The organism is Sulfurospirillum barnesii SES-3 (assembly GCF_000265295.1).
GTDB classification, from domain to species: domain Bacteria; phylum Campylobacterota; class Campylobacteria; order Campylobacterales; family Sulfurospirillaceae; genus Sulfurospirillum; species Sulfurospirillum barnesii.
Genome location: NC_018002.1, coordinates 2,445,219 through 2,464,655, shown reverse-complemented (window position 1 = coordinate 2,464,655; position 19,437 = coordinate 2,445,219). Strand labels below are relative to the sequence as shown.

The following is a 19,437-nucleotide window of genomic DNA, read 5'->3' as shown; positions in this document are numbered from 1 at the left end:
TGATAAAAATTACTATTGACAAATAATTATTCTTTTGCTAGAATTCCATCACCAAATCAAATTAAAACGATAAGGAGAAATTATGGCATGTGACACCAATACGGTTGAAGCAAAAGCTTCTCAAACAAATCAAGAAAATCAAAATTCAGAAATGAAAGTACAGGAGAAAAAATCAATGAGTTCATCTTTAGTTTTACAAAAAGCCCCAGAATTTAAAATGGATGCGTATGACGCAAAAACAGGTCACTATACAACGGTTAACAGTGAAGATTATAAAGGTAAATGGCATGTAGTTTGTTTTTATCCAGCGGATTTTACCTTTGTGTGCCCCACTGAAATCGCAGCGATGAATGCAAAATACGATGAGTTTCAAGAGCTTGGTGTTGAAATCTTAGCGGTTTCTACTGATACTAAGTTTTCACACAAACGTTTTGTGGAGACAGAACCTATTTTAGCAGGTCTAAAATTGACTATCGGTGCAGATCCAACAGGTACAGTAAGCCGTGCGTTTGGTGTTATGATTGAAGATGAAGGTATTGCGCTTCGTGGACGTTTCCTTATCAATCCAGAAGGTGTATGTGTCGCACAAGAAGTTCAAGCACCAATGGTTGGACGAAACGTCAATGAATTTTTACGCCAAGTGAGAGCATGGCAACATGCCAGCAAAACAGGCGAAGTATGCCCAGCAGGTTGGAGACCAGGTAAAAAAACATTGCCTGTAGCGACTGATGTTGAGCAGATGACAGGTCGTGTGGGTGATTATATTACCATTGAAGAGATTCTCTCTTAATTTTTTTACATGTAAATAGACAAGACCCCTTATAAAGGGGCTTGTCATATTCTTTTCTTTTCTCATCACATTCTTTTCTTTATCCTTCATTCTATAGACATCCTATTGTGTAGTCGTTCGTAGCAGCAATATATCATCTTTGGTTCTAATGACGATAAAATATTTTATTATATTTATTAAATGATAAAAATTACTATTGACAAATAATTATTAAAATATTACTATTCTGTTAGCTATTCAAGAAATTTGTAGAGTAAAAAAGGATAAACAATGAAAACACACTCAAAAACAATGACAACAACTGCTGGAAATCCCATAGCGGACAACCAAAATTCTTTAAGTGCGGGTTCACGGGGGCCGCTCTTAATGCAAGATTATCAACTTCTTGAAAAATTAGCGCATCAAAATCGTGAGCGTATTCCTGAGCGTGTGGTTCATGCCAAAGGTTCGGCTGCGTTTGGAACGCTGACCATCACGCACGATATTTCACGTTACACCAAAGCCAAAGTGCTTCAAAAAGGGGTGGAAACAGAGCTCTTTTTGCGTTTTTCAACCGTTGCAGGTGAGCGAGGTGCTGCAGATGCCGAACGCGATGTGCGAGGGTTTGCGATTAAGTTTTACACCGATGAGGGCAATTGGGATTTGGTGGGCAATAACACGCCTGTTTTTTTCATCCGCGATCCTCAAAAATTTCCCGATTTTATTCACACCCAAAAACGCCATCCACGAACCAATCTGAGAAGTAATGCGGCTATGTGGGATTTTTGGTCACTTTCGCCTGAGAGTTTACACCAAGTGACGATTTTAATGTCCGATCGTGGGCTTCCTAAAGGGTTTCGCCATATTCATGGGTTTGGTTCACATACGTACAGTCTTATCAACGCGCAAAACGAGCGATTTTGGGTGAAATTTCACTTTAAATCCGAACAAGGCATCGAAAACTATACCAATGCCGAGGCTGAAGCGGTTGTGGCAAAATCACGTGAGAGTTCGCAAGAAGATCTGTTTGCTGCGATTGAGCGTAAAGCGTTTCCAAGATGGAAATTGAAAATTCAGATCATGACCAAGGCGCAAGCAGAAGTCTGCTCTTTTAATCCCTTTGATCTCACCAAAGTATGGCCGCATGGAGATTATCCATTGATCGATGTGGGTGTGATGGAGCTGAATCGCAATCCGCAAAATTACTTTGCTGAGGTAGAACAAGCCTCCTTTAGCCCTTCCAATGTCGTTTCAGGCATTAGTTTCTCACCCGATAAAATGCTCCAAGCCAGAGTCTTTTCGTATGCGGATGCGCACCGTTACCGTGTGGGAACGCACTACGAGATGTTGCCGATTAACCGTCCAAAAGTAGAGGTAAACACCTACCATATGGATGGCTCAATGCGTTTAGATGTGCCTGATTTTGGGGATGCTTACTACGAACCAAACAGTTTTGGGGGAGCTAAAGAAGATAAGACGTATAGCGAGCCTGCATTTCCTGTCAATGGGGATGGCGATAGATACGATCATCGTATTGGAAATGATGACTTTTCCCAACCCAGAGCACTGTTTAGGCTGATGAGTTTGGATCAAAAAGCACAACTTTTTGGCAATATTGCCTCTGCCATGGCAGGTGTGCCAAGAGAGATTATTGAGCGACAAATTGCTTTATTTGATCAGGTCGATCCAGATTATGGTACTGGTGTGCGTCACGCATTAGGAATCTAAGATGGAAACACTCAGTAAAGAAGAAGAGGCTCGCTACGGTGAGCTTCAAGAAATGGCGCTTGATTTTGCACGCCATGGAGAGTGCGATATTTTAGAATCTATGCTCAAAAGTGGTTTACATGTAAACGTATCGGATGCCAAAGGCAACACCCTTCTTATGTTGGCTGCTTACAATGGTGAACGCGATACGGTTAGGATGTTGCTCTCTTATGGTGCTTTGGTGGATCAGAGAAACGACAGGTACCAAACACCTTTAGGCGGTGCCGCATTTAAAGGGTATTTGGAGATTTGCAAAGCTTTGGTTGAAGCGGGGGCTGAGGTAGATAGTGATAATGGTGGTGGACGAACGCCCATTATGTTTGCAGCCTTGTTTGGGCGTGTTGGCGTTGTGGAGTATTTGCAAAGCGTTGGAGGGAAAGGAAAAGAAAAGAAGATTATTGGTTTTTCTCCTCGTAGTGTTGCTAAAGCGGTCTTGTATGTAAAAATGCTTTTTACGGGGAAGCCTAAACGCTCGCTTGTAGCATAGGTTTGATAAAGGAAAAATAATGATATTTTTGACACAGTGGAGTATACGAAAAAAGCTTATGGGTGGTTTTGGGCTTGTGGTGGGCTTGATGTTTATTCTTACAGCCATAGGCATTCAAAAGGTTAATTTTATTGATGAAACACTGTATGAAATCACCGATGTCAATTCTCTCAAACAGCGTTATGCGATTAATTTTAGAGGCAGTGTGCATGATCGAGCCATTGCCCTGCGTGATGTAGTGCTTATAGACGATAAAAATGCTTTAACACAGGTGCTAGATGAGATAAAACGCTTAGAACAGTTTTATGAAGCATCCGCCAAGCCTTTGGATGCTATTTTTGCACAAAAAGAGGGTGTTGAAGAACAAGAACGGCTTATTTTAGAGAAGATTAAAAGGGTTGAACAAAAGGCAATACCTTTGATAGCAGAGGTTATTGCACTGAAGCAAAGCAATGAGCATAGTAGAGCAAAGGCTCTTCTTTTAGAACAGTTAAGCCCTGCATTTAAAGCATGGTTAGGCGCTATTAATGAATTTATTGATTTTGAAGAGGCAAAAAATCAGCTAGCAACGCCTAAGGCACGAGAAGTCGCTGGAAGTTTTGCACAGTTTATGATTGTGTTACTGTTGATTGCCTTTGTTCTTGCTAGTGGGGTTGCATGGCGTATCTCTAAAAATCTGACCTGCTCTTTGGGTGCTGAGCCAAAAGAGGTTTCAGAAATTGCAAATTATATTGCCAATGGAGATTTAACACGTCATTTAAGTGTAAAAAATGAGGGGAGTATTTTGGGTGCAGTGCTAAAAATGCAAGCTAACCTTAAAACCATTGTTTTGCATATTATTCAAACGTCTAATGTATTGGCGCAAAAAGCCGAAGAGGTGCATAAGGCTTCTGAAAATTCAAAAGAACTTGCGTCCAAGCAAGAGCAAACATCCCTCTCTTTGGTTCAAGAGATTGGGAGCATTAGCGCAAAAATTGATGCAATTGCGCTGATTTCTAAGCAAGCAGAGGAAAATTCACGCCAGAGTTCTCAACTGTCTGAAAAAGGGCGTGATGTTGTGACACAAACCGCCTTACATATGGAGGAGGTTACCCGCAATGTCAAAGCTTCGGCAATGCATATTGAAACCTTGAATCATCATTCACAAAGCATTGGTGGGAGCGCTGCTTTGATTAAAGAGATTACGGATCAAACCAATCTTTTAGCCCTCAATGCCGCCATTGAAGCAGCCCGTGCAGGTGAAGCAGGGCGTGGGTTTGCTGTGGTTGCCGATGAGATTCGAAAGCTAGCAGACCGCACCGATGTGGCGACCAAAGAGATTTCTCAGATGATTGGCATCATTCAAAGCGAAACGAAAAATGCGGTTTCCAATATGGAAAATGTGGTCACACAAATTGAAAAAAGTTATGACATGACGCATGAAGCAAGTGCTATGTTGGAACAGATCTATACGCAAGCGAGTGATTCACTGATAAAAACGCATGAGATGAGCCTCTCATCAGAAGAACAAGCGCAAAAGGTTTCAGGATTGGCAGGCAATGTACATTCTATTGCGCAGATGTCACAAAGCACTACCCGTTCAATGCAAGAGAGTGTTGCTGCGGTCAGTGAACTCATGCATATTTCTAAAGATTTACAAAAACGTATGGAGCACTTTAGCGTTTAGTGAAAGCCTTTGTATTCTTCTAAAAAGGTCTGAATGCCCTCTTGTGCAAAGAGGGCATCACTCCATGGCTTGGTATCGATTAAGTGAAAATAAGCCTCTTTTAAAATATACGCCGATGCTTTAATGGGAGTGTTTTCTACCAGAAGCTCCACCTCTTTACGTTCGTAATACTCGCCTTCAAAAGTATCAAGGATAACCAAATCTTCGTCTGACATATCGTAATAAACCACACCTTCAACGAAGGTGTTTGATTTAAAGATGACAGGGTAAACATCGTCTTTAATGGCACGTCTCTCATAGCCATGCAGGGTTGCTTTCTGGGCGAGATAGTTGCCTTTAACCAATTTGTGCCAAACATTTTCAAACATCAGTGATCCGTATGTAAAGAGGTGTGTCATTGCCTGCTCCTTGATGAAAATCATACCATGCTTTGTGTGCGTTTTGTGCTTAAAAATTATGCAAATTACACACGGGTATAGGGAACAAGGTAACCTGTCTTGTTTTGATTAAATTTTAATCAAAAATAAACATAAATTGTATACATTAATTTCATAAAATGACAGTTACGTTATAAATAAGGAAAGTAGAGTGACCATTAAATCAAAACTTATGCTGCTTGGGGTTTGTGCTTTTTTAGCGTTAATGACCGTATCGGTTGTTTCTTATCTGAGTATCGAAGCCACAAAAATAAAAGGGGACAAATACAACGATATTATCCTCTCCAAAGATCTGATAGCCGACATTCTTCCTCCTCCTGAGTATATCATTGAAAGCCGACTTGTCGCCTATATGATGCTTGAGGCCACAGATGAAAAATCTTTAAATGAATTGATTGCCAAAATAGATTCTCTTAAAAAAGACTATAGGGAAAGACAAACATACTGGGATGAAAATCTTAAACATACTGGGATGCGAAAATTGATATTAGAAGATACCAAAACACCAGCGTTTGAGTTTTTTGAAATAATGGAAAAAGAGTATGTTCCTGCGCTCAAAGCACACCAGAGAGAAAAAGCACAAGCGCTTTCCAGTGGCATACTCAGTGCTACCTATGAAGCGCATAGAGCCATGGTGGATAAACTGGTCGAAATGGCAAATAAGGAAGCGCTACAGGATGAAGAAGATGCGACTGCAATATTGCAAAAAAGCAGTACCGCAATGATTGTTACCGTTCTGTTCGCATGTGTCGTTATTTTAGTGATAATTTTTCTGACAATAAAAGCGATTACATCAAAGCTTACAATGATCAATAACGCTGTTACTGAACTTGTCAAAGGTGATGGCGATTTGACCAAAAAACTTGAACTAGAAGGAGACGATGAAATCGTAGATGTCTCTATGTTGCTCAATACGTTTGTTGAAAAAATAAGAATCACTGTAGCTGAGGCTAAAAGTCTTACCATTGAAAATGCAACTGCATCAGAAGAGCTCATTGCAACAGCCAAAGCCATTGAAACAAGGGTTTACCATGAATCAGCAATGCTACAAGATGCGGTTCAAAAAGTTGAACCTATGAGACAATCTGCTGTTAATAGCTCAAGCACGCTCAATGCAAGTAAGCAAGAGATTACCAAAGCTTCTGAAAAACTCAATGAGACCAGAGTCATAACGATGGGTATTATGGAGAAAATTAGAGAAAACTCGCAAAGTGAGCTTGCGTTATCTGAGAAACTTCTTCACCTTGTTGAAGATACACAACAAGTCAAAAATGTGCTTGGTGTTATATCTGATATTGCCGATCAAACCAATCTCTTAGCGCTGAATGCTGCCATAGAAGCAGCTCGTGCGGGGGAACATGGAAGAGGCTTTGCTGTGGTTGCTGATGAGGTAAGAAAATTGGCCGAAAGAACCCAAAAATCTTTGGTTGAGACCAATACAACGATCAATGTTATTACGCAATCCATTAGTGATTTAAGTGAAACCATGCAAAGAGACATTGAAAAAGTAAAACATGTTATGGAAACTTCATCTCATATTGAAACAGCACTCACGGATGTCTCTCACACTATGACTAAAATTACAAAAGTTGCAGAACAGAGCGCTCAACAAGCAGATGAAACCTCTTCTCAAATTCAAGAAATAGCACATAATCTTACAACGGTAGGTTTGTCTTCTTTGGATAACACCAAAAGTACCAAAGAGATGATGCTCGCTATAGATCATCTTAATTCAATGACTGAAAAGCTATCCTGCAAAATGGATGATTTTAAAGTTCAATAAGCTGTACGATACGTATTAGACGTTTTATAGTTTGTCAAAACGCACAGATTTTGTTTTGGCAAACTATCTTTAGACACTAAAATGAATTATTCATTTTAGTGAAATAGCATCAAAAAGAGTATAATGAATAAAATCATTAGTAAGAGATTCCCCCAAATGGTTACATGTAAAAGAAACAACAGTCATCAAGATTTTTGTGCTTTAACAAAGGCATTGGATGCAGAGCTAAATGCACGCTATGGAAAAGAGCAAGCACTGTATGACAAGCACAATGTGATTGATCCCATTGAAACGGCTTTGGTTGGTTATGAAAATGATGTTCCCGTGGCATGCGGGTGCTTTAAAAAAATTGATGCCAAAACGGTTGAGATCAAACGCATGTTTGTGGACCCAAACTGTCGCAGGCGTGGCTTTTCTTCACAACTTTTATGCGAATTAGAAGCGTGGGCAGTGGAGCTTGGCTTTAGCGAAGCGTGTTTGGAGACAGGCAAAGGTCAGCCTGAAGCGATTGCGCTTTATGCCAAAATGGGGTATGCGGTCATTCCCAATTATGGACCTTATGTGGGGATGGAAAACAGCGTCTGTATGCACAAAGCACTAAGGAGCTAGCATGGTTTACTGTTCATTTTCATCGCCTGTTGGGTTGTTGCTGATCTCAGCTGATGAGCGTGGCATTTGCGCTTTAGATTTTGACGATAATGGTGAAATCCTCAAAGATTCAAATCAACACATTGAACTACTTAAAAAAGAGTTAGAAGCCTATTTTGCAGGCAAACTCAAAAATTTTAGTGTGCCATTGAATCCCAAAGGCACTTTCTTTCAGCAAGGGGTGTGGCGTGTACTTCAGCGTATTCCCTACGGTGAGACCATTTCGTATAGCCATGAGGCAGAACTGCTCAAACAGTCCAAAGCTGTGCGTGCGGTGGCTAATGCCAATGGTAAAAACCCGATTGCCATTGTGATTCCTTGCCACCGTGTGATTGCTAAAGATGGAAGCATAGGGGGATACAGCAGTGGGGTTTGGCGTAAAGAATATCTTTTAGCGTTGGAGCAAAAATACCGATGAATGTTGTCATAGCAATTGATTCTTTTAAAGGGTGTGCAAGTTCGCAAGAACTTTCAGGATGGATAGAAGAGGGCATTAAAAACGTTTACGTAGAGGCGGAGGTAACACCGTGTTTTATTGCCGATGGTGGTGAGGGAATGCTTCATGCCTTAATGCAAAATCGTGATGGAAAAATTATTACATGTAACGTGCATAACCCGTTGATGCAACCCATTGAAGCGCAGTATGGCATTTTAAGTGATGGCATGACAGCGGTAATAGAAATGGCGCAGGCCTCTGGGCTTCCTTTGGTACCAAAAGAGCAGCGTAACCCATTAAAAACGACCACGTATGGGGTGGGAGAGTTGATTAAGGATGCGCTTTTAAGAGGGTGTCGCAAATTTATTGTGGGTATTGGGGGCAGTGCGACCAATGATGCAGGGCTTGGGATGCTTCAAGCATTGGGGTACCGTTTTTTAGATAAAAATGGCGATGTTTTGGGGTATGGTGGTGAGATACTAGAAAAGGTTGAGAAGGTTGATTTTTCAGGCGTTGAGCCTTTGCTCGAGCAGTGTGAATTTAGCGTGGCATGTGATGTGGACAATGTCATGTATGGGGCAAAAGGGTGTGTGCATGTGTATGCCCCACAAAAAGGTGCTGATGCGTTGATGGTTGAGCGTTTGGATGCGGGTATGGTGCATTTTTGCGAGGTGCTCGAACGCTCTTATGGCAAAAGCATAGCGCATGTGGCAGGTTCAGGGGCAGCAGGTGGTATGGGCGGTGGTATACTGGCATTTTTAAAAAATGCGTCGCTTCGCTCAGGCATTGAGATTATTTTAGATGCGATGCATTTTGATGAAACGCTTAAAGGGGCAACGCTGGTCATTACAGGTGAGGGGCGTATTGATACGCAATCCCTGATGGGAAAAGTGCTCAGTGGGGTTTCTAAACGTGCTCGCAGGGCGGGAGTCCCACTCATTGCGCTGGGAGGTGGCATTGCCGATGATTTGGAGATGTGTGAGGAGATTGACGCACTGTTTTCCATTATGCGTTACCCTATACATTTAGAAGAGGCGATGGAAAAAGAGCGTACCAAGCAGTTGGTGACCAAAAGCACGACAGAAATTTTTAGACTGATTCGTGCTATTTTACGAAAGTGATGAATGAAACATAAAGAGCTGATTTTAATTAATAATTTTTTACACCAATACCACAAAATTTCCTCCATTTACCGTGTGGACGATAATGTTTTACGCATTGTGTTTGAAGCAGGTGAGGCCCTTTTTATCGACCTCTCACGGAATGATTCGTATCTGTTTTATAAGAGCGATTTTAAACAATCCAAACGCTATAACGCTCCTTTTGATGTGCTTTTACACAAGCGCTTTGCCAATGCAAAAATTGTTTCTATGAAAGTAGAGGAGAGTAACCGTATTTGGCGTATTTGCGTGCTTTCAAGTTCGAGTTACAAAGCCTTTGAGACCACTTTACAACTGGAATTTACAGGACGCAACACCAATGCGATTATCTTAGATGAAAATGAGGTGGTGTTAGAGGCCTTGCGGCACATTGATGCGAGTGTGAGTTTTCGCAGTGTGAAAGTGGGAGAGGTGTTGGAGCCATTACCTCCTAAAGAGCTCAAAGAGAAGCCTTTTACGATAGAAGGAAGCGTGGAAGATTATTTGCAAGAGAGCTATAAAAAGCGTTTACATGTAAAGCTTTGTGAGCTAAAAAACCAAAAAAAAGCGGTGCTGGAGCGAAAGAGTGAAAAGCTCAGGCAAGCCATGAATGCTTTAGAAAATGAGGAAGAACTTTTAGCCAAAAGTGAGCAGGCGCATAAAGAAGCAACGCTGGTACTAGCGCATGTGTATAGCATTAAAAATTATCAAGAGCGTGTGGAACTTTATGACTTTGATGGAGCGCTTGTGAGCATTGAGTTACCCCTAGCGCATTCGCCTCAACACGCCGCCAATATGCTTTATAAAAAGTCGAAAAAATTGCGCCAAAAAGCCTTTTCTATTCACAGGCAACGGGAAAATTTGGAAGAGAAACGACTCTTCTTGGAGCGGATGATGGGGGTGATTGAAGCGGCACGGGATTTGGAAGAGATACACATTTTAACGCCCAAAGTCACCAAGCAGAAGCAAAAAGGCGATGATAGCAATTATGAAACGTTTTGGCTGGAGGGGTACCGCATTTTATTGGGTAAAAATGAGAAGGGCAATCTTGCTCTGTTGCAAGAGGCAAAAAAGAGCGATATGTGGTTACATGTAAAAGATATGCCCTCAGCGCATGTGATTATTTGCACCGAAAAGCAGAGTGTGCCTGAGCCTATTTTAATTTTTGCAGCAAAGTTGTGTGTGGATTTTAGCCTCTCTCAAAAAGGTGGCTATTTGGTCGATTATACACAACGCAAAAACGTGAAGCCTTTTGATGGAGCGAATGTTGCTTATGAGACATATCAGACACTCAAAATTTACAAAGAGTAAGTCTCCTTTCTGGCTCTCTGGCTCGAAAGAGCCAAGCTTTAGTGCCTAGTGCAACGTAGCTTTTTAGGCTTTGCCTAGAAAGCGTGTCAAAATCAGCGGGAGCGAATGTTGCTTATGAGACGTATCAGACACTCAAAATTTACAAAGAGTGAGTTTTACATGTAAAGGAGGAAGGTATGGCAGTAGGTCCTATTGGTAGTGTGGTGTATGCAAACCAAATGATGCCAGCACAAGCGGCGAAACAGATGGATTATCAAAACAGTGTTCAGATGCAAAATGCACTGGCTGCTGCCATGCAAGCCGAAAAAGAGGATGAGGTGCAAGAAGTACGGCCTCCTGAAGAGAGCTATAAAATTGACCCTGAAAATGAGCATGAACGCCATAAGCACGACCAAGAAAATGCCTCTAGCTCAAGCAAGGAGAAGCCTGAAGAAGCAGAAACGGAAGAAGAGCCTGAAGCGGTACCTTTTGTCACAAGTGGGCATTTAGACATTAAAGCTTAGCCTCACCTTTGGTTTGCTATGATTGCTTCTTATATAAAATACCACTATCAAAGAGTTCTTATGAATTTTAAAACACTCTACGAATCCAATAAACAGCGTGTTGTCACAGGCTTAGTGATGCTAGGTTTTGCAACCTTGCTTGCCTTTTTAGATAATTCCATTTTAACATGGCTGGTATTGGGTGTTGTTTATTTGTTCGCTTTTCATGAAGCGATGAATCTTTTTGGTGTACGGGATGTTAAACTGTATGTGTACGCAGTGCTTTTATGGTTAATCGCCTATGTCTATCCCAATCCTGATGATTTAATCTATCTTATCTTAATTCTCTCCCTCTCCATTATGGCATACACAAAAAAAGTGGATTATAAACTCTTAGCCCCGTTTCTTTATCCGTCCATTTCTATGCTCTTTCTTTATGCTCTTTATCATGATTTTGGCATGTCGGTATTGGTGTGGTTGGTTTTTATTGTAGCACTCACCGATACGGGAGCCTATTTTGTGGGTAAAAGTATGGGTAAAACCTCTTTTTCTCCCTCATCTCCGAATAAAACACTTGAGGGTGTTGTGGGTGGCATTGTGATTGGAAGTGTTGTTGGTGCGCTTTATGGCACCTTTTTTATCCCTTTTTGGCTCTCTGCATTTATTGCCCTTTTAGCCTCAGTATCTTCTGTATTTGGGGATTTGTTTGAGAGCTATTTAAAGCGTGAAGCAGGGGTAAAAGACAGTGGCACCCTTTTCCCAGGACACGGTGGTATGCTTGATAGACTCGATGGCTATTTGTTTGGTGGTGTGGTTATGGTTATTTTACTTCGAGGGTTGGCGTAAGTGGTACTCTTAGGATCCACAGGCTCGATTGGGCTTAATGCGCTGCTCATCGCTAAGCGTTTTGGCATTGAGGTTGAAGCGTTGGTGGCGGGGAAAAATATAGCTCTTTTAAATGAACAAATTAAAGAACATCACCCTAAATACGTTGCCATTGCGGATGAAAAAGACCGCTCTTTGGTCAACCATCCACATGTTTTTGTGGGTAAAGAGGGCATTTTAGAACTCATGCAAAAAACAGAGAGTTTTTTAGTTGTCAATGCTTTAGTCGGTTTTGTGGGGCTTGCTCCTAGTATTGAAGCACTGCGTTTAGGCAAGCGCCTCGCCCTTGCCAATAAAGAATCTTTGGTGGTTGCAGGGCATTTACTGGACACCAAAAAAATTACGCCCATTGATAGTGAACATTTTGGACTTTGGTATTTGTTGGGCAATCGTCCCATCTCAAAAATGATTATTACCGCCAGTGGTGGTGCCTTTCGTGATACACCTTTGGAAAAACTTGCTTCTATGTCGTTTGAAGATGCACTCAAGCATCCTAATTGGAGTATGGGCCCCAAAATCACCATTGATAGCGCAACCATGACCAATAAGCTTTTTGAACTGTTAGAGGCAAAGTGGCTTTTTGGGTGTGAAAAGCTAGACGCTATTATTGAGCCAAAATCTATCATTCATGCCTTTGTTGATTTTCAAGATGGCAGTACCACCGCTCATTTAGCTAAGGCGGATATGAAACTACCCATTGCATTTGCTCTTTTGGGTGAGGTACAAGAGGCTATTTTGCCACCGATTGATTTGGTCAGTATTGGTTCTTTTTCGTTTCAAAACATTGATAAAGCGCGTTATCCTATTTGGGAAATTAAAGACGATGTGCTGGCTAATCCTAAGCGAGGTGTTGTTATTAATGCTGCGAATGAAGTGGGTATTGCTCAATTTTACAACCGTGAAATCTCTATTTTAGAACTGGCTGAACGCACTAAAAAAGCCTACCGCTTTTTTGAAGATGCACTCCCTCAAAGTTTAGATGAGGTGTTTCAAATTGACAAAGAAGTTCGACATTATTGCTTAAAATAAGAACAATTTTTTTCTTTTTTTTCTTTTTTTGTCTATTATAATAAGACTTTTAAAATTCTAAAATCTTTCAAAAAATTCGTATAAAGAGGTGTGGATGCTCCATCGTACAGATTATGTTTTTAGGCTCAAAGAGAGCATTGTTGGCTTACAATTTTTATTTGTTGCCTTTGGCGCATTGGTGCTCGTACCTATGCTTACAGGACTGGATTCTAACGTAGCCCTTTTTACGGCAGGTGCTGGAACATTGCTTTTCCAACTTGTAACACGCAAACCAATTCCTCCTGTTTTTTTGGCTTCTTCGTTTGCCTTTATTGCGCCTATTTTGTATGGCGTAAAAACGTGGGGTATTGCAGGCACTATGAGTGGATTGGTGGCAGCAGGTTTATTTTATGTACTGTTGAGCCTTTTAATTCATCTTCGAGGCAGTAATTTTATTCATAGGCTTTTGCCTCCTGTCGTCACGGGTCCTGTGATTATGACCATTGGGTTGATTCTCTCTCCTGTTGCGGTCAATATGGCAATGGGTAAGACGGGGGATGGTGCGATCGTTTTAGTTCCTTTTGCTCAAGCCATAACCATTTCTCTGGTTGCCTTGGTGATTACGGTGTTGATTACCTTACTTGGTAAGGGTGTTTTTCGACTCTTGCCTATTATGTTTGGCATTATTGGTGGGTATGGTGTCGCCCTTATGCTTGGTGTGGTACGTTTTGATGCGATGATCAATGCTCCATGGTTTGCGATCCCGTCTTTTACAGCACCTGAGCTTAATTGGGAGGCGATTTTATATATTTTACCTATTGCTATTGCCCCTGCTGTTGAGCATGTGGGGGATATGTTGGCGATTAGTAATGTTACCAAACGGGATTATTTGGAAAAGCCAGGTTTGAAAAAAACACTTTTGGGCGATGGATTAGCAACGATGTTAGCTTCCTTCTTAGGAGGACCTCCCAATACTACTTATTCTGAAGTGACGGGAGCTGTTACCATTACTAAAGCGTACAATCCTGCTGTGATGACATGGGCGGCATTGTGTGCTATTGTGTTAGCTTTTGTTGGAAAACTGGGTGGATTTTTAGCGACGATTCCTGTGCCTGTAATGGGGGGTATTTTATTGCTCTTGTTTGGGCTTATTGCTTCTATCGGTATGGAGACATTGATTAAAGGCAATGTTGATATGGCAGAGCCTCGTAATATGATTATTGTCTCCATTATTTTGGTTTTTGCTATTGGGGGCATGAGTTTTGATTTGGGTGGTGTGAAGTTTAGTGGTATTGGATTAGGCGCTATTGTAGGTATTTTGTTGAATTTTATTTTGCCAAAAACACGCCATTTTGATGGCTATTAAAAAGGAGCTTTTGTGGAATTATTAGAAACGATTATTTCAAACCTTTCAGCCATTGTTTGGGGTCCTCCGATGTTGATTTTATTGGTAGGAACAGGTGTTTATTTAACGATTATTTTAAAAGGAATGCAATTTTGGGCATTACCGCATGCCTTGAAGCTTATTTTTCATAAAGAGAGCGATGGTGAGGGTGAAATTAGCCATTTTGCTGCCCTGATGACAGCCCTTGCTGCAACGGTGGGCATTGGAAATATTGTTGGTGTCGCAACGGCCATTACGCTAGGTGGACCAGGAGCTATTTTTTGGATGTGGGTCACGGGTTTAGTGGGAATGGCAACCAAATACTCTGAGGCCGTTTTGGCAGTCAAGTACCGTCAAAGAGGGCACCATGGCTATAAAGGTGGACCAATGTATTACCTAACGTACGGCTTAGATATGCCTCGCCTTGGTATGATGTTTGCGGTTTTTACGGCTCTTGCCGCCTTTGGTATTGGCAATATGACACAAGCCAATGCTGTTGCAACTATTTTAGAGACACAAATGGCAATTCCTCATTGGGTGACAGGTTTGGTGCTTCTAACATTAACTGCGCTGGTTATTTTAGGGGGTATTAAGTCCATTGGAAAGTTTACGTCTGTGTTGGTTCCCTTTATGATTGTGGCATATATTTCCGTGGCATTGATTATTTTAGTGATGAACGCCGATAAAATTGGTGGCGCCTTTGGACTGATTTTTTACCATGCGTTTAACCCCATTGCCGCAGGTGGTGGGTTTGTAGGTGCTACGATGGCAGCAGCCATTCGTTTTGGTGTGGCACGAGGTGTCTTCTCCAACGAATCAGGTTTGGGTTCTGCCCCTATCGCAGCAGCTGCTGCTAAAACCAATGATCCTGTGAGACAAGCATTGGTGAGCATGACTCAAACCTTTATTGACACCTTAGTCGTGTGTACGATGACAGCTTTAATTATTTTAATTTCACCGTTTTGGCAAGAAGGGGTGAGTGCAGGAACACTGACCATGCAAAGCTTTGGCTTGCATTTGGGTTCTTTTGGTGTGGTCGTTGTGGTTATTGCTACGGTTTTGTTTGCATACTCTACAATTTTAGGGTGGAGTTATTATGGTGAAAAAGCGTTTGAGTATATTTTTGGTGAGCGTTTTATTCGTCTGTATCGTGTTTTGTTTATTGCAGGTGTTATGGTTGGAGCAATGATGAAATTGGAATTTGTATGGAATTTCTCGGACTTAATGAATGGGTTAATGGCGATTCCAAACTTAATTGCGCTTCTTTTACTTTCAAAAGTAGTTTCCATTGAGAGCAAGCGTTATTTTGAGTCTTTAAAATAAAATACAATGTTTCGCCTTTCCTTTGCGTTGGTAGCGCTTATTGTTTTATCGCTTATTAATCTTTACAGCTATCAACGCTTCTTAAAGCGTTTAGATTTTTTACGCAAGATTCAGCTGCCCATTAAAGTGGGCATGGTGCTGATCACGCTGTGTGAAATTTCTTATTTTATGTTTTTGCGTTTAGATGGATTGGATCCTTTTTTGTATGCTCTTTTTTCAGCGATGATTGGGGTCTCTTTTATGCTTTTTTGTGTGGCACTGCTTTATGATTTGTTTCACATCCCGTATGCCAAAATTCCGCACGATTACTCCAGACGTCTTTTCCTGAAAATGGTCTTTGATGTGACCATGCTTCTTTTGGCACTCTCGTACATGCTCAAAGGTTTTTTCAACGGTATGAAAGCGCCTGTGATTAAAGAGGTGGAAGTGCTGATTCAAGGATTGCGTGAGGAGCTTAGCATTGTGCAGATTAGTGATGTGCATATTGGTAAAGTTTTGGGTAAAGCATTCATGGATGACATTGTAGACAAAATAAATACCCTTAATGCTGATATTGTTGTGATTACAGGTGATTTGGTGGATATGCCCGTGCATGAAATTGGAGATAAATTAGACAGCTTAGGTACGATAAAAAGCCGTTTAGGTGTCTATTTTGTTCCAGGCAATCATGAGTATTTTTATGGAGTTCATGACATTATGGCGCATGTAGAATCTTTAGGCGTGCATATTTTACCCAATCGTTCTATGGTCATTCACAATACGATTAATCTTGTAGGCGTGATGGATATGATAGGCAAACGCTTTGATTTTTCGCCCCCTGATGCCCCTCAAGCCTTTTTACATGTAGCGCCTGAATTGCCAACAATTTTATTGGCGCATCAGCCAAAATTCATTAAAGAGTTAAAAGATGAGAACGTCGATTTGATGATAAGTGGGCATACCCACGGTGGGCAAATTTTTCCGTTTGGGCTTTTAGTCTTATTGGATCAACCGTATCTTAGTGGATTGTATCAGCATTCAAAAACCACACAGGTGTTTGTCAGCAACGGCGCAGGATACTGGGGACCTGCAGTGAGGGTGATGGCTCCTAGTGAAATTGTCAAACTTATTTTAAAGCCAAACGCATGAAGCACGGGGTTCTTGGTATTGTCATCATGCTCTTTTTTGTGGGATGCAGTGTGAAATACGATGCGTTACATGTAAAGCGTGATGGTTTAGAAACATTAACACAGGAGTTGATGCACTTAGGTGAAAATGTTAGCTATCCAGAGGCTCGGCTGTTGGCGTATGAAGCGTTAAGCTACCCTCAGACTTTAGCGAAGAAGTATGGACTGGTCTCTCCGCCTACGTTTCATAATTTTTTAATCAACACAGGTATTAAAGAGCGAGGCTTGTGTTATGAGTGGAGTGAGGATATGATGGCACACCTCAAAAAAGGGCATTATGAAAGTTTTGATTTACGATGGGGTGTGGCGAATAAGGGTGCGTTTGATGAGCATAACAGTGTGGTGGTTGTGGCTAAAAATGCCCCTTTTCCCACGGGTATTTTGCTAGATCCATGGCGAAATTCGGGGGTACTCTATTGGGGAAAATTAAACGATGATCCTTCGTATGTATGGGTTGAAAATAGTGAACGAAGCCGTTATTATGGGACGATTCAGCCTTAGGCGGTTTTTTCTAAAATCATACGAATAACGCTTCCTCTGCCTTTATGTTTTTCCCCTTCATTGAGTATCACAATTTCTTGCGAGAGCTTATGCACATGGCATGGAAGTTTTTTAAGGATTTGGCTGAGTTCATGAAGGTCATAAAGTATCTTTTCATCCCGTGGACCCCCGCTTTTAAATTGCAGTTGGCTTTTACTGAAAAATTCTGCAATAAAGAGCCCTTTTTCTTTGAGGGCTTGCAGTGATTTCTCAAACAAGAGAGGCTGTTCATCGTTGGGGAGATGCAAATAGGTACACACAATCGCATCGTAGAGATTGGTGGGGGCATCCCACTGGTTTAGCAGCGTATGATGAACGGTAATGCGAAGATAACGCTCTTTGGCATAGCGTCTTAGTTTTGAAAGGGCAACAAACGATGCATCTAAGGCCTCAACATGTGCAATGCCTTGTTCTGCTAAGAAAAGCGCATTGCGTCCCTCACCTTCTCCCAGACAAAGAATGTTTTGGGCATTTTCCAGACGATCAAAATTCTCTTGAACAAAGGCATTTGGCGCTTCTCCATAGATAAAATCCGCCTCTTTAAACTTCTCATCCCACACTGCTTGCATATATCTAACCTTTAGCGATGAAGTAAATCAATGAACTAGGATTTATATTGTACTTGTAAGATTCTCTCGTTATTCCGATATGCGAATTCATCCTGTTATTGTACTAAGGCTTCAAGCCTGTATTGTAGATAAGGGGAATTCGTGTACTAACTTTTAATAATAATCTAGTGTCATATGAGCACGTTTACAAGTAAAAAGAAGTACACATTATACATAAAAAGGGGTTTACCATGAGTAAAGTTTTTGTAGGTGTTGATGTTTCCAAAGATACTTTGGATATTTCTTTTTCTCTTGATGGATTAAAATATGATAGTTTGACTATCTTTAATAATGAATCTTCGATTTTAGGCTTTTTTGATTATCTCCAAAAAACCTATAAAAAATCTTCTTTCTTTTTTGGCTATGAAGCTACTTCAAATTATATGCACGTACTCCAAAAGCTCTGCCATGAGGCTAATTTTAAGCAGGTGATGGTTAATCCTTATACCATGCATCATTACTTAAAACATTTAAATGCTCGTAAAAAAAATGATGTCATTGATTCTTTAGGTATTACAAAATACATCCAAACATTAAGTGAAGATGATTTTAAAACTACGTTCAATCAATCTCAAAAAATACTCAAAAAATATAACGCTTCTTTGTCATTGCTCAGTAAGTTGAATACACAGTTAAAAAATTTTATCCATTCCCAAAAAGATAATGATGTTCTCTATCTTGATAATGCCTTATCTTCCCTTCTTTCTTTAATCAAGGAAGTTAAAAAACAACTTTCAAAAGAAGCGCAAAAAGTTCTTATTGCCCTTTATCCCCATGTTGAATCAATTAAAAGTGATATTAAGGGTGTAGGTTATGCTCTTCTTTTAGAACTCATCCCCATTTTTCTTAGTTCTCAAAATTACACATTGAAACAACTTCAAAGCTTTGTAGGTCTTTCACCTCGTGTTTTTGAGAGTGGCTCTTCTGTTTATAAAAGAGAGAAAATTTCTAAGCGTGGAAGTTCTCTCGTTAGAAAACTTCTCTACATGTCGGCTATGGTCTCTCTTCGTTTTAATCCCATTATCAAAGAAAAATATGACCGTATGGTCTTGGGTGGAAAAGCAAAAATGGTGGCTCTTGTAGCTTGTATGGCTCATATCTTTAGAGCTGTTTACATTAAATTTAATCAAGGATTCGTAAATGTCTGATATTGTTTTTAATAAGATTCCAAAAAAACCCTCTCCATTTCCTCTTTTTCAATTTGATAAAGAGCTTTTTATTAATGATTTTATTCTCGGCTATTCTGTACATGATGATTTAACCTTTCGTTCTGTTCTTCTTCATCTTGAACATGAGGGCGCTAAATATCCATGCGGTGAGATAAAGCTTTACCATTCGGGCAATGTTTACAACTATGAACGCACTTTTGGGAGCGCTCAAAGATTGGCTCATGAGATTGTTCTTCGTTTTAATGCTTTCCGTGAAAAGGGGCAATTATGTTTAAAATTTTAATGAATGGCAATGTGATAGATACATGCGTTACTTATGCTCAAGCGGTTAGTAAAGCTCAAAAGGTAAAAAATCTTTTTTGTAAAAATACATTTGATGTAATTGTAGAAGATTCTCGTGGTCGTGTTTTAGATAGGTTTTAAAAAAAA

General features: G+C 40.6%; 21 protein-coding genes. 19 read left to right on the top strand and 2 right to left on the bottom strand.

Features of this window, described 5'->3' with window-relative positions:
• The first annotated feature begins 82 nt into the window (after positions 1-82).
• The 4 genes from SULBA_RS12455 to SULBA_RS12440 all read left to right on the top strand — a co-directional run bounded on the left by SULBA_RS12455 (position 83) and on the right by SULBA_RS12440 (position 4,689).
• Positions 83-790, top strand: a complete 708-nt coding sequence (locus SULBA_RS12455; RefSeq protein WP_014770652.1) for a peroxiredoxin — start codon at positions 83-85, stop codon at positions 788-790.
• Between the two features lie 270 nt (positions 791-1,060).
• Positions 1,061-2,497 carry a catalase gene (locus SULBA_RS12450; protein WP_014770651.1) on the top strand — a complete coding sequence of 479 codons (1,437 nt, stop codon included), beginning with the start codon at positions 1,061-1,063 and terminating at the stop codon, positions 2,495-2,497.
• A 1-nt stretch (position 2,498) separates the two neighbouring features.
• Positions 2,499-3,023 carry an ankyrin repeat domain-containing protein gene (locus SULBA_RS12445; protein ID WP_014770650.1) on the top strand — a complete coding sequence of 175 codons (525 nt, stop codon included), beginning with the start codon at positions 2,499-2,501 and terminating at the stop codon, positions 3,021-3,023.
• 19 nt (positions 3,024-3,042) lie between these two features.
• Entirely contained in the window at positions 3,043-4,689 is a 1,647-nt protein-coding gene (locus SULBA_RS12440; protein WP_014770649.1) for a methyl-accepting chemotaxis protein, read from the top strand.
• Here SULBA_RS12440 and SULBA_RS12435 read toward each other — a convergent pair.
• Entirely contained in the window at positions 4,686-5,087 is a 402-nt protein-coding gene (locus tag SULBA_RS12435; RefSeq protein WP_014770648.1) for a gamma-glutamylcyclotransferase family protein, read from the bottom strand. The genes SULBA_RS12440 and SULBA_RS12435 overlap by 4 nt on opposite strands.
• Positions 5,088-5,277: 190 nt before the next feature.
• Between SULBA_RS12435 and SULBA_RS12430 the strand changes: the two genes are divergently transcribed.
• The 12 genes from SULBA_RS12430 to SULBA_RS12375 all read left to right on the top strand — a co-directional run bounded on the left by SULBA_RS12430 (position 5,278) and on the right by SULBA_RS12375 (position 17,192).
• A complete protein-coding gene (locus SULBA_RS12430) occupies positions 5,278-6,909 on the top strand; it encodes a methyl-accepting chemotaxis protein (protein WP_014770647.1) in 1,632 nt (543 codons plus the stop codon).
• 123 nt (positions 6,910-7,032) lie between these two features.
• Positions 7,033-7,518: a GNAT family N-acetyltransferase gene (locus tag SULBA_RS12425; protein WP_216593425.1), complete on the top strand. Its 486-nt coding sequence runs from the start codon at positions 7,033-7,035 to the stop codon at positions 7,516-7,518.
• A 1-nt stretch (position 7,519) separates the two neighbouring features.
• Positions 7,520-7,975 carry a methylated-DNA--[protein]-cysteine S-methyltransferase gene (locus SULBA_RS12420; protein ID WP_014770645.1) on the top strand — a complete coding sequence of 152 codons (456 nt, stop codon included), beginning with the start codon at positions 7,520-7,522 and terminating at the stop codon, positions 7,973-7,975.
• Complete coding sequence (locus SULBA_RS12415; RefSeq protein ID WP_014770644.1) at positions 7,972-9,114, top strand: glycerate kinase family protein; 1,143 nt, start codon at positions 7,972-7,974, stop codon at positions 9,112-9,114. Before SULBA_RS12420 ends, SULBA_RS12415 begins: the two co-directional genes overlap by 4 nt.
• Before the next feature lie 3 nt (positions 9,115-9,117).
• Entirely contained in the window at positions 9,118-10,443 is a 1,326-nt protein-coding gene (locus tag SULBA_RS12410; RefSeq protein WP_014770643.1) for an NFACT family protein, read from the top strand.
• A 176-nt stretch (positions 10,444-10,619) separates the two neighbouring features.
• Entirely contained in the window at positions 10,620-10,946 is a 327-nt protein-coding gene (locus SULBA_RS12405) for a hypothetical protein (protein ID WP_014770642.1), read from the top strand.
• Positions 10,947-11,006: 60 nt separating this feature from the next.
• Entirely contained in the window at positions 11,007-11,771 is a 765-nt protein-coding gene (locus SULBA_RS12400) for a phosphatidate cytidylyltransferase (protein ID WP_014770641.1), read from the top strand.
• A complete protein-coding gene (gene dxr / locus SULBA_RS12395) occupies positions 11,772-12,839 on the top strand; it encodes a 1-deoxy-D-xylulose-5-phosphate reductoisomerase (protein WP_014770640.1) in 1,068 nt (355 codons plus the stop codon). It abuts the gene before it with no gap.
• Between the two features lie 94 nt (positions 12,840-12,933).
• Positions 12,934-14,184, top strand: coding sequence for a uracil-xanthine permease family protein (locus tag SULBA_RS12390; protein ID WP_014770639.1), 1,251 nt, complete (start codon positions 12,934-12,936; stop codon positions 14,182-14,184).
• A 12-nt stretch (positions 14,185-14,196) separates the two neighbouring features.
• Positions 14,197-15,525: an alanine/glycine:cation symporter family protein gene (locus SULBA_RS12385; RefSeq protein ID WP_014770638.1), complete on the top strand. Its 1,329-nt coding sequence runs from the start codon at positions 14,197-14,199 to the stop codon at positions 15,523-15,525.
• Between the two features lie 6 nt (positions 15,526-15,531).
• Complete coding sequence (locus SULBA_RS12380) at positions 15,532-16,653, top strand: metallophosphoesterase (RefSeq protein WP_014770637.1); 1,122 nt, start codon at positions 15,532-15,534, stop codon at positions 16,651-16,653.
• Positions 16,650-17,192 carry a hypothetical protein gene (locus SULBA_RS12375; RefSeq protein WP_014770636.1) on the top strand — a complete coding sequence of 181 codons (543 nt, stop codon included), beginning with the start codon at positions 16,650-16,652 and terminating at the stop codon, positions 17,190-17,192. Before SULBA_RS12380 ends, SULBA_RS12375 begins: the two co-directional genes overlap by 4 nt.
• Here the strand turns inward: SULBA_RS12375 and SULBA_RS12370 are convergent.
• On the bottom strand, positions 17,189-17,800 hold the full coding sequence (locus tag SULBA_RS12370; protein ID WP_014770635.1) for an SAM-dependent methyltransferase: 612 nt from the start codon (positions 17,798-17,800) through the stop codon (positions 17,189-17,191). The two genes, SULBA_RS12375 and SULBA_RS12370, sit on opposite strands and share 4 nt — an antisense overlap.
• A gap of 230 nt (positions 17,801-18,030) precedes the next feature.
• Here SULBA_RS12370 and SULBA_RS12365 point away from each other — a divergent pair, with 230 nt between their 5' ends.
• Genes SULBA_RS12365 through SULBA_RS13000 form a run of 3 tightly spaced genes read left to right on the top strand, consistent with a single transcriptional unit; the run spans position 18,031 to position 19,431 of the window.
• Positions 18,031-18,987, top strand: coding sequence for an IS110 family transposase (locus SULBA_RS12365; RefSeq protein ID WP_014770634.1), 957 nt, complete (start codon positions 18,031-18,033; stop codon positions 18,985-18,987).
• On the top strand, positions 18,980-19,291 hold the full coding sequence (locus SULBA_RS12360) for a hypothetical protein (RefSeq protein WP_014770633.1): 312 nt from the start codon (positions 18,980-18,982) through the stop codon (positions 19,289-19,291). The genes SULBA_RS12365 and SULBA_RS12360 overlap by 8 nt, the downstream gene beginning before the upstream one ends.
• Positions 19,276-19,431 carry a hypothetical protein gene (locus SULBA_RS13000; protein ID WP_014770632.1) on the top strand — a complete coding sequence of 52 codons (156 nt, stop codon included), beginning with the start codon at positions 19,276-19,278 and terminating at the stop codon, positions 19,429-19,431. The genes SULBA_RS12360 and SULBA_RS13000 overlap by 16 nt, the downstream gene beginning before the upstream one ends.
• The last annotated feature ends 6 nt before the right edge of the window (positions 19,432-19,437 follow it).